The sequence below is a fragment of the Veronia nyctiphanis genome (genome assembly GCF_004116385.1).
In the GTDB taxonomy this organism is placed as follows: Bacteria; Pseudomonadota; Gammaproteobacteria; order Enterobacterales; family Vibrionaceae; genus Veronia; species Veronia nyctiphanis.
The window spans coordinates 76,553-91,616 of the sequence record NZ_PEIB01000001.1 but is presented as its reverse complement, the minus strand read 5'-3'; the positions used below and the strand labels follow the sequence as shown (position 1 = coordinate 91,616).

Below are 15,064 nucleotides of genomic sequence, written 5' to 3'. Positions count from 1 at the left end.
TTCCATTTAAGCTCCTCCGGGAGAGGAGCCTAATTCTATATTTCAGACCTACTCAAACCTTAAACAGCACGTTTAAGCAGCATTGACTTGATGTGTCCAATGGCTTTTGTAGGGTTCAAACCTTTCGGACAGACATTGACACAATTCATGATATTGTGACAACGGAAAACACTAAAAGCGTCGTCCAGATCAGATAAACGCTCATCTGTCGCAGTATCGCGGCTGTCAACCAACCAACGATACGCAGCCAGAAGCCTGCAGGCCCAACAAACTTGTCAGGATTCCACCAGAAAGATGGACATGACGTTGAGCAACATGCACACATAATGCATTCATATAATCCATCCAGATGCGCGCGATTTCCGGGGCTTGGAGATTTTCACGCGCAGGTGGTACAGCGTCATTTATCAGATAAGGCTTAACACGCTCATAGTTCTCATAGAACTGTGTCATGTCGATGATCAAATCACGAACAACAGGCAGGCCCGGCAATGGACGGATCACAATAGTAGACTTGTTTGTCAGCGCTGAAAGAGGCGTGACACAAGCCAATCCATTTTTACCGTTCATGTTAATGCCGTCCGAACCACACACTCCTTCACGGCATGAACGACGGAACGACAACGTTGGGTCTTGTTCTTTTAACAGAATAAGCGCATCCAACACCATCATGTCAGAGCCATCAGGCACTTCCAGCGTGTAGCCCTTCATGTGCGGGGCATTGTCAACATCGGGGTTGTAGCGATACACAGAGAAATTCAGTTTCATTTTTTGATACCTCCCTTAGTATGTACGCGCTTTCGGCGGAAATGCGTCACGATGAACCGGAGACATATTTACATCACGTTTACTCATGCTCTCCGTCTCTGGGTTATAGATGGTGTGGCAGAGCCAGTTCTCATCATCACGCTCTTGGAAATCAAAGCGTGCATGAGCACCGCGGCTCTCAGTACGATAGTTAGCAGAAACCGCAGTAGAGAATGCAGTTTCCATCAGGTTTTCAAGCTCAAGACATTCAATACGCTGGGTATTGAACTCAGTAGAGGTGTCATCAAGACGCGCCTCTTTAAGACGATCACGAATCACTTTCAGCTCTTCCAGACCTTTCGCCATTGCATCACCTTCACGGAATACCGAGAAGTTATTCTGCATACACGATTGCAAGTCCTTACGGATCTCAACAGGATCTTCGCCTTTCTGAGTCGAGTTCCAACGGTTTACGCGAGCAAGAGACGCTTCAACGTCAGATTCAGACGCATCACGCGCTTCAACTTGCGCAGCCAAGGTTTCACCCAAGTGAAGACCAGTAGCACGACCAAAGACAACCAAGTCAAGCAGAGAGTTACCACCCAGACGGTTTGCACCGTGAACAGATACACTTGCAATCTCACCACACGCAAACAAGCCCTGAACTTCAATGTCATTTCCGCTCGCGTCTTGCTTAATCGCTTGTCCTGAAACCTGTGTCGGAACACCGCCCATCATGTAGTGACAGGTTGGTATAACAGGAATAGGCTCTTTAATTGGGTCTACGTGAGCGAATGTACGTGAAAGCTCAAGAATACCCGGCAGACGCGCTTCAAGAACATCTTTGCCAAGGTGATCAAGTTTGAGCTTGATGTGTGGTCCCCATGGGCCCTCACAACCTCGACCTTCACGAATTTCGACCATCATCGAACGTGCGACAACATCACGGCCAGCAAGGTCTTTAGCATTCGGAGCATAACGCTCCATAAAGCGCTCACCGTCTTTATTGAGGAGGTAACCACCTTCACCACGACAACCTTCAGTTACAAGTACGCCTGCACCTGCAATACCTGTCGGGTGGAACTGCCACATTTCCATGTCTTGCATCGGTACACCAGCACGTAGCGCCATGCCAACACCGTCGCCTGTGTTAATGTGTGCGTTAGTGGTCGATTGATAGATACGACCTGCACCGCCTGTTGCCAGGACTGTAGCTTTAGCTTTGAAATAGCAGATTTCTCCGCTTTCCATATCCATTGCGGTAGCACCAACGACTGCACCGTCTTGGTTCTTCACTAAATCTAACGCATACCACTCAGAAAAGATGGTCGTTTTATTTTTGATGTTCTGTTGGTAAAGCGTATGGAGCAGCGCGTGCCCGGTACGGTCGGCTGCGGCTGCCGTTCGTGCAGCCTGCTCGCCGCCAAACGCTTTTGACTGGCCACCAAATGGACGCTGATAAATGCTTCCATTTTCGAAACGGGAAAATGGAAGGCCCATTTTTTCCAGCTCGATGATAGATTTTGGACCCGTTTTACACATGTATTCAATCGCGTCTTGGTCACCGATATAGTCAGACCCTTTAACCGTGTCGTACATGTGCCATTCCCAGTTATCTTCGTGGCTGTTGCCTAGCGCAACGGTAATACCGCCTTGCGCTGATACTGTATGAGAACGGGTAGGAAAAACCTTTGATAACAGTGCACACGTAAGGCCCTGTTCAGATATTTGCAATGCCGCGCGCATGCCTGCGCCGCCAGCACCTATTACAATTGCGTCGAATTCGCGAACTGGAATACTCACTTAAACACCCCACACTACAAAAAAGCCACTTAACAAGTAGACAGACAAAAGCGCTACAACGCCAAACTGCAGAAAACCACGCAGCATTGTTGGCTTGATGTAGTCTGTCAAAACTTGCCACATACCGATCCATGCATGGACCAGAATGGAAAACAGGGCAAGGACTGTGAACACCTTGGTGCTGGTTTGCTCAAAGAAACCAACCCAAATCTCGTAAGTCAGATCTTGGCCGAAGGCAAAGAAGCCGATCATGTAGAGGGTGTAAAGTGTCATGATGATTGCGCTGGCACGGATCAGAATAAAATCATGAATACCGTTACGACCAACTGATGAAACTTGTCCTACCATACTAAGACCCCCGCTAATACAGACAGCACTGCTGTGATTACGAATGATACCTGCGCACTGGCCTTACCTGATTCCAATTCCTCAAAATATTGCAGGTCTTGAAGCAGGTGGCGAATACCGCCGACGATATGATAGGCAAGAGCCGTCAAAATGCCCCAAAGGATAAATTTGACGAAGAAACTGTCGAGAATAGAACTCGCGGCTTCAAATCCACTTGCTGAAGAAAGGGATAAATCTAATAACCACAATAGAATCGCCACCGAGAACAGGGTGATCACCCCAGCGATACGATGGAGAATAGACGCAATCGCTGTCAGTGGGAAGCGAATGGTCTGTAGGTCAAGGTTTACCGGTCTTGGCTTGCTAACTTTCACGATATGGCCCACTCAGCTCCGTTGAGAAGCATTTATTGTTATACACTCTCTGGAGTAGCACCTTGACAAAAGCGACAGAACAAACCTTATTCTATTTTATGCAGACAAATAGGGGGAAAGTAGTACTTAAACTTCGCTTCCCTGCCCTGTTTAACACAGTAAAACTTGATTTTAGCCCCGATACGCCTCTGCTAAGTTGATACAGCCCAGAGACCTGCGGCAGAGTATATGCTTGCGTCAAGATAAACACAAATCAATATAATTGACGAAAATCTCGAAACACAGCATTAACCGCGTAGAAACGTTATTTTTATACTTGCGCAGACCCTACAAAGATCACTCAGTTGATTTGACATATCCTTATGTGAACTGTACAACAACAACGTCCAATTTTGGGATAGGAAATAAAAATTACAAAGGAGATTGTTATGGCAGACAAGAAAGCTACTCTTCACATTGAAGGGAAAGCACCAATCGAACTGCCGATCAAGGGAGGCACAGTAGGTCCGGAGGTGATCGACGTTCGTGCCCTTGGAGCCAATGGCTTCTTTACTTTTGACCCAGGTTTTGTAGCGACAGCATCTTGTGAGTCCCAGATAACTTATATCGACGGCGCAGCAGGCGTTTTGCTTCACCGTGGCTACCCTATTGATCAACTCGCCAATAACGCTGATTATTTAGAAGTTTGTTACATTCTTCTTTATGGAGAAGTCCCTTCTAGCAAACAATACGAAGAGTTTCGTAAAATCGTAACTCGCCACACCATGGTACATGAGCAAATTGCTAGCTTCTTCCATGGTTTCCGTCGTGATGCGCACCCAATGGCCGTTATGGTTGGTGTTGTTGGCGCATTAGCTGCTTTCTATCACGACTCTCTCGACATTAACAATGACATTCACCGTGAGATCACGGCATTCAGATTGTTGTCGAAGATGCCTACACTGGCAGCGATGTGTTACAAGTACTCTATTGGTCAGCCGTTTATCTACCCACGCAACGACCTTGATTACGCGGACAACTTCCTTCATATGATGTTTGCAACACCAGCTGAAGAATATGAAGTTAACCCAGTTGTGGCACGCGCAATGGACAAAATCTTCACCCTGCATGCAGATCACGAGCAAAACGCTTCTACCTCTACCGTTCGTCTTGCTGGTTCTTCAGGCGCAAACCCGTTCGCATGTATCGCAGCAGGTATCGCCTCACTATGGGGCCCAGCTCATGGTGGTGCAAACGAAGCGTGCCTAAGAATGCTTGAAGAGATTGGTTCAGTCGACAAGATCCCTGAGTTCATTGAACGTGCGAAAGATAAAGAAGATCCTTTCCGTCTGATGGGCTTTGGCCACCGTGTTTACAAGAACTATGACCCACGCGCAACTGTAATGCGTGAAGCATGTCATGAAGTCCTTGATGAACTGAACATCAAAGATCCACTGCTTGATGTTGCAATGGAGCTAGAGAAAATCGCACTTTCAGATGAGTACTTCGTAGAGAAGAAACTATATCCGAACGTTGACTTTTACTCTGGCATCATTCTAAAAGCGATTGGTATCCCTGTATCAATGTTTACAGTGATCTTTGCTATGTCGCGTACCATCGGCTGGATTGCACATTGGAATGAAATGCATAGCGATCCGAATAATCGTATCGGACGTCCTCGCCAGCTTTACACTGGTTACGACCAACGCGAATTCAAACCAATGAAAGACAGAAGCTAGTTTCTTTCTGTGCTCACAAAAAACGCCGCAACAGCGGCGTTTTTTTTATACAGGATTATCAATATCTAAAAACTCAATATCCAGCGGGTGTTGTTCAGCAAGCCATTCCCCCAATGCTTTTATACCGTAACGCTCCGTAGCGTGGTGACCTGCTGCGATATAGTGAATATTTTGCTCTCTAGCAGAGTATGTTGTTCGTTCAGAGACTTCACCAGATAGGAATGCATCACAGCCTTGTTCGGCTGCAAGATCAATGAAATCCTGCCCTCCCCCAGTGCACCATCCAATCTTTTTGATATCACCATGACCGCCTTTTATGAGCAACGGCTGACGTCTCAAGACAGTCGCAACCCGCTGTGCGAAATCGTTGGCAGACAAAGGCAAATCTAATTCACCCCATACGGCAACCGTGTTTGGATTGTCCACTTCAAGGCCGCCTTTTATCGTGATACCAAGCTTAGCGGCAAGTTGAGCGTTATTTCCAAGCTCTGGATGAGCATCGAGAGGCAAGTGATAAGCATACAAATTGATACCATTCTCAATCAGCGCTTTTATTCTTCGATACTTCATGCCGCGCAGAGGGTACGCTTCCCCACGCCAGAAGTAACCATGATGGACGAGAATGGCATCGGCATTTTTCTCGATAGCCACATCAATGAGTGCCTGTGAAGCCGTCACACCAGTGATAATTTTTTTTACGTCAGGTTTTCCCTCTACCTGCAAACCATTCGGACAATAATCTTTGAATGCCGCAGCATTTAGGTGCTGGTTAAGTATGCTTTCCAGCTGTACATTATTCATCTTCGTTCCTTGACTTACATTGTCATCGTCAACCTTATCAACGCTATTCTAGCCAGACATTCATTGCCGTAAAGTAAATCGCGTAAATTGTTAGGCTTTACTTTTCTGAAGAGGTGTATTCTGAAACAATGAACGAGCTAGAATCGTTAAATAAGGAATGTTCGTTGTTTTCCAGCCTAACCCAAATTGCCAAAGACTCGGATTGGCTTATCCATGCCCCTCAGCTAACACATTTACCTCAGCAATTGATGGTACCCAGCAACTTCTGGTCGAGTATAAATACGCTAAAAAAGATTCCTCTGACCCGCTATGAAGGTGGCCATAGAATTGGCTTTTACTATCAGTGGTTAGTACAACAACTTCTTACTGAACATCCAACTTACAAATTGCTGGCTGAGGAAGTTCAGGTCAATGACAATGGCAGAACACTTGGCTCTGTTGATTTTTTGGTTGAAGCGCCAGGTGAAGAGATAGAGCATTGGGAAGTCGCCGTTAAGTTTTATTTGGCCTACGAAAACCAATGGTATGGGCCAAATGCAAAAGATACGTTAGCGAAAAAGCAGCAAAAAATGCTCGACCATCAACTACTGATCACTGATACCAAGGCCTATCAAGATCAATTTCCTGAGATGAAACCAGCCCATCGACGATTACTGATGCAGGGTAGGCTTTATGTAACCCATGGTTAGATGACAGCCACATAGATAATGAATTAGCGAAAAAAGAGGCCATTTCTGGCTTTTGGTGCTGGAGCCATCAGTTGCCATCTGAAAAGCACTTCTCCACTTTGAACCGTGGACAATGGATGGCCTTACCTGATGAGAATGAACTTGAAACAATATTTACTGCTGACAGAATCAAACCAGTGGAGAGAGCCCAGCATTTGCTAGACGAAAACCATAACCATTGGTTCGTTGTTCCTGACTCATGGCCTAATATGTAAAAAGCCATTCTCTCGAATGGCTTGATAAATCATATTTTCTTGGCAAGTGACTGCGTATTACAAGCCTGCGTCTTCAAACACTGCACTCACAATCAACTGTGCTTCTTGCTCAATCTTACGAAGATGCTCTTCGCCTTTGAAGCTTTCACAATATATTTTGTAGATATCTTCAGTGCCTGACGGTCTTGCAGCAAACCAACCAAACTCTGTCGTCACTTTTAAACCGCCAATTGCCGCGCCATTGCCTTCTGCATGGGTCAGCTTACCAGTAATGGTGTCTCCTGCTAGCGTATCAGCAGTGACCATTTCTGGTGATAGTTTACTTAGTACAGCTTTCTGTTCAACATTGGCCACAGCTGGAGGCGGTTGTAGCTCGATGAGCCATGCTTTGCGACAAGTTCGTTATAATATTGCTGAGGATTCTTACCTGTTACCGCGGTAATTTCTGCAGCCAATAAACAAAGAAGAGTACCATCTTTATCTGTTGACCAAGGTGTGCCATCCTTTCGTAGGAAGGAAGCGCCTGCACTTTCTTCACCGCCAAACCCTAATTTGCCTTCGAATAAGCCATCAACAAACCATTTAAAACCCACCGGCACTTCACAGAGATTACGGCCAAGATCTGCAACAACTTTATCAATGATCGCGCTAGAAACCAGCGTTTTACCCACGGCAACATCCTGAGACCATTCAGGGCGATGACGATAGAGATAATCGATGCAAACAGCCAGGTAATGGTTTGGATTCATCAATCCAGCAGGAGTAACAATGCCGTGGCGATCGAAATCAGGGTCGTTACCAAACGCCAGATCGTAATCGTTTTTATAGCTCAGCAATCCAGCCATTGCATAAGGTGACGAGCAGTCCATTCTGATAACACCATCTTTATCCAAAGTCATGAACCTGAATGATGGGTCGATCGCTTCATTGACAAGGGTGATATCGAGATCAAAATAGCTGGCTATACCTTTCCAGTAGTCAATACCCGAGCCACCTAATGGGTCGACTGCAATCTTCAGTCCCGCTCTCTGGATAGCTTCCATATCAACAACATCTGTGAGTTCTGCAATATAAGGCTGAACAAGATCCTGCTCGATAAAAAGCTCGCTTTTTCTGGCATCGTCAAGCGATATGCGGCGCACTTCACGCAGGCTATCGGCAATAAGTTGATTAGCACGATTTTCGATCGCAGAGGTAAACTCTCCTTCTGCTGGCCCACCATGTGGCGGATTGTATTTGATACCTCCATCCTGCGGTGGGTTATGTGATGGCGTGATAACGATACCATCAGATTTCTCATTGTTTTGGCGATTAAACGTCAAGATTGCATGCGATATTCCCGGCGTTGGCGTGTATCCGCCGTTTTCTTGAGCAATAACCGTAACACCGTTAGCAATCAATACCTCGAGTACAGAACAGAACGCGGGCTCAGACAGGGCATGCGTATCTTTACCAACAAATAGAGGACCTGTTATCCCGCGTTCAGCACGAATTTCGGCAACAGCTTGTGCAATTGCCCAGATATGGTGCTGATTAAACGTCGCTTTATCTGCACAACCTCTATGACCAGAAGTGCCGAAAGCAACACGATGGAGGGGATTTTCAGGGGTTGGTTGAATCTGAAAATAATTCGCAACAAGCAAAGGTACATTGTACAAGTCCTGTTGCTGAGCAACTTCACCTGCACGTGGGAAACTAGCCATTAAGAGATATCCTTTCTGAAGGTATTATTATTTAAATCTCACCAGACACTTTTTCAGAGATATCAGCATTAAAGCCCATCTTGGTCATTAACTGCTCCACCATCTGACGTTTTCGCCCAGTGTTAGTATTGGTGATAACCCAGAATGGGGTATCAGGAATATGCTTGGGTTTTGTTGTCTTGCCGCTATCAAGCAGTATTTGCTCGTTATCTGCAAAATAGACACGCGTACGCCCTTTAAGTGCTGTAGCGTCGGAGAAACTGCGGTTATCAAGACGATACAGAGTGGAAAGGATCATCATAAAGCGACCGATCGCTTTTTCCTGAGCAGCAAACTCATCAGAGATCAATAGTGACCGCATTTCCTTTACACGATCAACCGCGCCATTTTTACCAGCGTCTTTACTGACAACGATGCCTTGTGAACGAGAAGAAGGAACTGCAGCAGCTGCCAATACTTGTTCGTTTTTCGGAGCCATCAACAGGCGGCGCAATATATCTGATGCACTCTCGCCGATGTGCTGGGTCTGGCTGGCAATATAGCGATAGAGTTCTTCGTCAACCTCAATTGTCTTCATCGTTTTGATCATCGTTTCCTGTTTATCAATCACCGGAGGATTATACAGAGTTGGGAGGGTATACTCTACGACAAAGCATTCATTATGAGAGAAAAGAGTTGTGTATTTGAATTTTAAGGTACAGGGATCCGGACAACCTGTTCTGTTAATTCATGGCCTGTTTGGCGACTTGGCAAACCTTGGCGGAATTGCGCGCGCACTTGCAGAATATTACCAAGTTTTTCAAGTCGACTTACCCAATCATGGACAGTCCCCGCACGACAGCGACGTCAGCTATGTCAATCAATCAGATGCGATCGTGGCATTTCTTAACGCGCAGAATATTTCGAAAGTAACGGTTATCGGCCATTCCATGGGAGGAAAAGTGGCAATGGCTCTTGCACTAAGATTTCCCGCACTGGTTGAGCAATTGATCGTTATGGATATTGCGCCAGTCACCTATCAAAAAAGGATGCATGATTCGGTATTTCAGGGGTTGATAGCTACTGAGAGCACACATTTGACATCAAGAAAGGATGCTCAAGATATACTCGCTCAACATATTGACGATCCTGGCGTTATACAATTCCTACTGAAATCTTTTGCTAAACAAGACCAAGGAAACTTCGGTTTTCGATTTAACATTAATAACTTGTTCAATGGCTACCAAGAGATCATGAGTTGGCATCTTGAGGGTGAGTATTGCGGCAACACGCTGTTCCTTAAAGGGGGAGAATCGCCCTACATAAAGGCCGAACATAAAGAAGATATTGAACGTCTTTTTCCAAACGCGAAGGCGCATGTAATCTCTAACACGGGTCACTGGCTGCATGCAGAAAAGCCAGATACGGTTAGCCGTGTGATCAAACGCTTTTTGGGAAATGGCTAGCGTTAACAGCGTTGCAACTGATGTGGTACAATATCGCGCATAGTTTGTTTCGTCGGAGGTAGCAATGCTTTACGAGCATTATGTACTGCTCGAAAAAATAGGATTAGATCTGCTGTTCGCAGCGATTTTTTTCTTTATTGGCATGGCTATTAAGGACGTACTAAATGCTGGGGAAGTACCTACATTTGGCCGACGAATCGTTTGGCTGGTACTTTTCCTCGGGTGTGCAGGCTTCATCGCCAAAGGGCTCATCCAAGTTTTTTGGGAAGGTGCAGGAATTGGTTGAAAAGCGGTGTGTTATTTCCCGAGAATATCAATCAATGATGTAAAGTTCATTATCCTAATTCAGTGGGTTACTCATACTGACACCCACCTAACAAATTAAACGGGTATCGTAAAATATGGCAAGCGTAGGTCTCTTCTTCGGCAGTGATACAGGTAACACCGAAGCCATTGCTAAGATGATTCAAAAACAACTTGGGAAGAAACTGGTTCACGTTCAGGACGTAGCAAAAAGCAGTAAAGAAGATATCGATAATTTCGATCTTTTGCTTTTAGGCATACCTACCTGGTACTACGGTGAAGCACAGTGCGATTGGGATGATTTCTTCCCAGAACTTGAGCAAATCGACTTCTCAACTAAACTGGTCGCTGTTTTCGGCTGTGGAGACCAGGAAGATTACGCAGAGTACTTCTGCGATGCGATGGGTACCGTTCGAGACATCGTCGAAACAAAAGGCGGTACAATCATCGGTCACTGGCCTACTGAAGGCTACGAATTTGAAGCGTCTAAAGCGCTTGTCGATGATAACAATTTCGTCGGTTTATGCGTCGATGAAGATCGCCAACCTGAGCTTACGGACGATCGTGTTAAAGCGTGGGTAAAACAAATTCACGAAGAAATGTGTCTCGCCGAGCTGGAAGACTAAACACCAGACTGAACTTGTTATTAGAAAGCGTCCTTTAATGGGCGCTTTTTTTTGTTTTCGTTACGAACATGCTATCGCCATGACAAATATATCTGCCTCAATGCAAACTACGCCATACTCAAACATATTTATGCTGGGTTTTGTTCAATGTTCTTTGCATAGCTAAATCAATAGATAGCGTCGTGTAATTCTGAACCTTTACTGGCAGATACCCATAACATTTGTTAGGCTAATTGCTAATTTCACCCCAATTTTTTACCTGTTCGCGCCAAGCTTACGGATGATCGCTTAGGAATAACTCTGATGTCTGATGACAAACAAGCACTGAAAGATGCAGGATTGAAAGTCACCCTGCCCCGCTTAAAGATCTTGGAGGTTTTACAACATCCAGATTGCCAACATATTAGTGCGGAAGACCTTTACAAAAAGCTCATTGATATCGGTGAAGAAATTGGCCTTGCCACTGTATATCGCGTTTTAAATCAATTCGACGATGCTGGTATTGTTACACGTCATCATTTCGAAGGTGGAAAATCAGTGTTTGAATTGGCGACTCAACACCACCATGACCATTTAGTGTGTTTAGATTGCGGCAAAGTGATCGAGTTTACTGATGATGTTATCGAACAACGTCAAAAGGAAGTCGCAGAGCACTACAACCTTACGCTGACAAACCATAGCCTTTATTTATATGGGGTTTGCGACAAAGGCGACTGTAAAGCAGATCCAACGCTGCATAACGGCAACAAGTAATACCGCTTAAAAAAACCGGGGTAACGACCCCGGTTTTTTTTCACTACTTATCGCTACTTAGCTTCTATTTTTGCCCAAGTGTCACGAAGTCCCACCGTCCGGTTAAAGACTAACTCATCCTCAGTGCTGTCTTTGCTATCTGCACAGAAATAACCCGTCCGTTCAAACTGGAACGCACTTTCAGCTGCCGCGCCTTTAAGGCTTGGTTCAACAAAGCCATGCATCACTGTTAATGATTCAAAGTTAATGGTAGCCGCAAAATCATCAGCTGCTGCAGGGTTTGGTACATTAAATAACCTGTCATAGAGGCGGAACTCTGCATTCAAACCCGCATTAGCAGAGACCCAGTGGATGACGCCTTTGACTTTACGCCCATCAGCCGGGTCTTTACCCAGTGTTTCGGCATCGTAAGTACAGTAGATAGTCGTGATGTTTCCGTCAGCATCTTTATCGCAACGTTCCGCTTTGACAACGTAGGCATTTCTCAAGCGCACTTCTTTGCCCAAAACCAAACGCTTGTATTTCTTGTTTGCCTCTTCGCGGAAGTCTTCACGTTCTATCCAAAGCTCACGGCTAAATGACACTTCACGTTCACCCATCTCCGGCTTATTTGGATGATTTGGAGCAGACAAAGTCTCTATGCTGCCTTCCTCAAAGTTCTCTATCACCACTTTGACCGGATCAAGAACAGCCATCGCACGCGGCGCATTTTCATTAAGATCATCACGAACACAAGATTCAAGTGAACCCATCTCAATAATATTGTCCTGCTTGGTTACACCGATACGCTTACAGAACTCACGAATGGAGGCTGATGTATAACCGCGTCGACGCATGCCAGAGACCGTCGGCATTCGCGGGTCATCCCAACCTTTGACGAGGTTCTCTGATACAAGCTGGCTAAGCTTGCGCTTAGACATTACTGTGTACTCAAGATTCAAACGGCTGAATTCGTACTGGTGCGGGACACACTCAATCGTAATATTTTCAAGTACCCAGTCATATAAACGACGATTATCCTGAAATTCTAAGGTACAGAGAGAATGCGTAATGCCCTCGATAGCATCCGAGATACAATGCGTGAAATCATACATCGGGTAAATGCACCACTTATCACCAGTCTGATGATGATGAGCAAAGCGAACACGATAAATGACCGGATCTCGCATCACCATAAAAGGTGACGACATATCAATCTTTGCTCTCAGGCAAACCTTACCTTCTTCGAATCCGCCATTACGCATTTTTTCAAACAACGCCAGATTCTCTTCCGGCGAACGATCGCGATAAGGGCTGTTTTTACCTGGCTCTTTGAGCGTACCGCGATATTGGCGGATTTCATCTGGAGACAATTCATCAACATAAGCTAAGCCTTTATTGATGAGCTCTACAGCGTAACCGTACAAACGATCGAAGTAGTCTGATGAGTAGTGAATATCACCGGCCCAATCAAAACCCAGCCAATTGACATCATTTTTTATTGATTCAACAAACTCCAAGTCCTCTTTTTCAGGGTTGGTGTCGTCAAAACGAAGGTTACACTGGCCTTTGTAATCCTGTGCAATGCCGAAATTGAGGCAAATAGATTTCGCATGGCCGATGTGCAGGTAGCCGTTAGGCTCCGGCGGGAAGCGTGTATGAACAGTAGAGTGTTTGCCACTTTCCAGGTCTTTATCAATGATTTGACGGATAAAGTTGGTTGGACGAGCCTCAGACTCACTCATCAAGAATACCTCGTAGGAATAACCGGTTTATAAGTTTGGTAACCGCCAATGATCCACGATTGCAGCCTTTTACTCAACCATTAGACGAACTCTATTGATCATTTAGTGAAAAAAGTTACTTATCACCGATGTTGGGCTTTTGCCAAAGCATAAAAAAAGCCGACCTCATTGAGGTCGGCTTAGTAATTTATTTCGACTTATGAATAAATTACGGCAGTTTTACAGCTGAAAGGTCTTCACCGGGACCGATGTCCTTCATTTCACCAGCAACAATCTCTGCTAAAGGACCAAGAATAACTTGCAGGTTATTTTCGCCAAGCTTAACAACGCCTTTCGCACCAAGTGCTTTAAGTACACGCTCATCAACAACTGACACATCATTCAGTGATAGACGAAGACGAGTAATACATGCGTCGATAGACTTCAAATTACCATGTCCACCCAGCGCTTTCAGGTACTGTTTCGCCAAGTCACTGCTATCTGCGTTTGATTCTTTAGAAACAGGCAGATCGTCGTCTTCACGACCTGGTGTTTTAAGGTTAAATGCTCGAATTGCCACGCTGAAGATAACAAAGTAGAGAGCAAACCAAGTAAGACCCAATGCACCAAGAACAAGTGGTTTTGTAGCAATACCAAAGTTCAGGAAGAAGTCAATCGCGCCACCAGAGAAGGTAAAGCCATGCAATGTACCAAACATGTTGGCAACGACAAGCGCCAGACCTGTTAGAGCCGCGTGCACTGCATATAGAACCGGAGCTAGGAATACAAACATGAATTCCATTGGCTCAGTGACACCAGTCAAGAATGCACAGAAAGCAACTGAGAACAGCGCACCACCTACTTGTGCACGCTTGTCAGCAGGAGCTGCAAAGAACATAGCTAACGCTGCGCCCGGCAGACCAAACATCATGACCATAAAGAAGCCATTCATGAATACGCCTGCACCCTTATCGCCTGCAAAGAAGCGGAACAGGTCGCCAGATGCAACCGTCTCTGTAACTTCTTTTACAGTTGCTACGATTTCAGGAGTAACTGAGTTGGCAAACTCAAATGTGTGTTGCTGGCCAGCAACTAACGTACTTGCAACTTCTGGAGAAACACAAACTTTTGACAGCTCAAGAGCCTGGCCAGCTGCTTGTGCACCAGTAATCAATACTTCCTGGCAAGTACCCAGGTTGAACCAGAAGATGTTGTTAACAATGTGGTGAAGGCCAATTGGAATCAGCATTCTGTTCAAGAAACCGTAAGCAAACTGACCGAATGAACCTGCTGCTGTAACACCTTGAGCCAAAGCATCGAGACCAGTTTGAATTGTTGGCCAGACCAAACCCAGCACATAGCCTAATAGCAGAGCGAATAGGCCTGCCATAATTGGCACTAAGCGTTTGCCAGAGAAGAAAGCCAGCCACTCAGGGAGCCTCGTCGAATTGAATGCGTTGTATGAGTGACCCGCAACGATACCCGCCAAAATACCGCCAAATGCAGCAGTATTGATGTCTGCGTTGATTGTTTGTGCTGTCGCATTGGACACAAGATAGGCAACCGCACCTGCCAAACCAGCAGCACCGTGGCCATCTTTCGACAGGCCAATAGCAATACCTATTGCGAATATCAGTGCGAGATTACCAAAAATAGCACCGCCAGCTTGAGCCATAAACGGGATGTCGAGTACATCACCTTGCCCCAAACGGAGCAGTAGGCCCGCAATCGGTAAGACTGCGATAGGCAGCATCAGCGCCTTACCGAGCCGTTGAGCGTATCCAAGAATATTCACCG

General features: G+C 45.6%; 13 protein-coding genes and 2 pseudogenes. 6 read left to right on the top strand and 9 right to left on the bottom strand.

What is annotated here, in order from left to right:
* Window positions 1–59: 59 nt before the first annotated feature.
* From CS022_RS00420 to sdhC, 4 genes and pseudogenes are all read right to left on the bottom strand, one after another.
* Window positions 60–768, bottom strand: a pseudogene (locus CS022_RS00420) (succinate dehydrogenase iron-sulfur subunit).
* Window positions 769–783: 15 nt separating this feature from the next.
* Complete coding sequence (gene sdhA / locus CS022_RS00415; protein ID WP_129120633.1) at window positions 784–2,550, bottom strand: succinate dehydrogenase flavoprotein subunit; 1,767 nt, start codon at window positions 2,548–2,550, stop codon at window positions 784–786.
* Window positions 2,551–2,898, bottom strand: a complete 348-nt coding sequence (gene sdhD / locus CS022_RS00410; RefSeq protein ID WP_129120632.1) for a succinate dehydrogenase, hydrophobic membrane anchor protein — start codon at window positions 2,896–2,898, stop codon at window positions 2,551–2,553. It abuts the gene before it with no gap.
* A complete protein-coding gene (gene sdhC, locus CS022_RS00405; protein WP_129120631.1) occupies window positions 2,892–3,284 on the bottom strand; it encodes a succinate dehydrogenase cytochrome b556 subunit in 393 nt (130 codons plus the stop codon). Before sdhC ends, sdhD begins: the two co-directional genes overlap by 7 nt.
* A 416-nt stretch (window positions 3,285–3,700) precedes the next feature.
* On the opposite strand from sdhC, the gene CS022_RS00400 reads away from it, so the two are divergent.
* Window positions 3,701–4,990, top strand: a complete 1,290-nt coding sequence (locus tag CS022_RS00400; protein ID WP_129120630.1) for a citrate synthase — start codon at window positions 3,701–3,703, stop codon at window positions 4,988–4,990.
* Window positions 4,991–5,035: 45 nt separating this feature from the next.
* Here the strand turns inward: CS022_RS00400 and CS022_RS00395 are convergent, their stop codons facing one another.
* Window positions 5,036–5,791 (bottom strand): Nif3-like dinuclear metal center hexameric protein, encoded by a 756-nt coding sequence (locus CS022_RS00395; RefSeq protein WP_129120629.1) that lies wholly within the window; start codon window positions 5,789–5,791, stop codon window positions 5,036–5,038.
* A 128-nt stretch (window positions 5,792–5,919) separates the two neighbouring features.
* On the opposite strand from CS022_RS00395, the gene CS022_RS00390 reads away from it, so the two are divergent.
* On the top strand, window positions 5,920–6,480 hold the full coding sequence (locus CS022_RS00390; protein ID WP_235869165.1) for a DUF1853 family protein: 561 nt from the start codon (window positions 5,920–5,922) through the stop codon (window positions 6,478–6,480).
* A gap of 311 nt (window positions 6,481–6,791) precedes the next feature.
* Here the strand turns inward: CS022_RS00390 and pgm are convergent.
* A pseudogene (pgm, locus tag CS022_RS00385) lies at window positions 6,792–8,437 on the bottom strand (phosphoglucomutase (alpha-D-glucose-1,6-bisphosphate-dependent)).
* 31 nt (window positions 8,438–8,468) lie between these two features.
* Window positions 8,469–9,014 (bottom strand): replication initiation negative regulator SeqA, encoded by a 546-nt coding sequence (gene seqA / locus CS022_RS00380; protein WP_129120852.1) that lies wholly within the window; start codon window positions 9,012–9,014, stop codon window positions 8,469–8,471.
* Between the two features lie 100 nt (window positions 9,015–9,114).
* On the opposite strand from seqA, the gene CS022_RS00375 reads away from it, so the two are divergent.
* From CS022_RS00375 to fur, 4 genes are all read left to right on the top strand, one after another.
* Window positions 9,115–9,882 carry an alpha/beta fold hydrolase gene (locus CS022_RS00375; protein ID WP_129120628.1) on the top strand — a complete coding sequence of 256 codons (768 nt, stop codon included), beginning with the start codon at window positions 9,115–9,117 and terminating at the stop codon, window positions 9,880–9,882.
* Window positions 9,883–9,946: 64 nt separating this feature from the next.
* Window positions 9,947–10,168, top strand: coding sequence for a DUF2788 domain-containing protein (locus CS022_RS00370; protein WP_129120627.1), 222 nt, complete (start codon window positions 9,947–9,949; stop codon window positions 10,166–10,168).
* Between the two features lie 115 nt (window positions 10,169–10,283).
* Window positions 10,284–10,811: a flavodoxin FldA gene (gene fldA, locus CS022_RS00365; RefSeq protein WP_129120626.1), complete on the top strand. Its 528-nt coding sequence runs from the start codon at window positions 10,284–10,286 to the stop codon at window positions 10,809–10,811.
* A 303-nt stretch (window positions 10,812–11,114) separates the two neighbouring features.
* Complete coding sequence (fur, locus tag CS022_RS00360) at window positions 11,115–11,564, top strand: ferric iron uptake transcriptional regulator (protein ID WP_129120625.1); 450 nt, start codon at window positions 11,115–11,117, stop codon at window positions 11,562–11,564.
* Window positions 11,565–11,617: 53 nt separating this feature from the next.
* On the opposite strand, the gene glnS is transcribed toward fur, so the two are convergent.
* Window positions 11,618–13,288 carry a glutamine--tRNA ligase gene (glnS, locus tag CS022_RS00355; RefSeq protein WP_129120624.1) on the bottom strand — a complete coding sequence of 557 codons (1,671 nt, stop codon included), beginning with the start codon at window positions 13,286–13,288 and terminating at the stop codon, window positions 11,618–11,620.
* 208 nt (window positions 13,289–13,496) lie between these two features.
* Complete coding sequence (nagE, locus tag CS022_RS00350) at window positions 13,497–15,062, bottom strand: N-acetylglucosamine-specific PTS transporter subunit IIBC (RefSeq protein WP_129120623.1); 1,566 nt, start codon at window positions 15,060–15,062, stop codon at window positions 13,497–13,499.
* Window positions 15,063–15,064 lie beyond the last annotated feature (2 nt).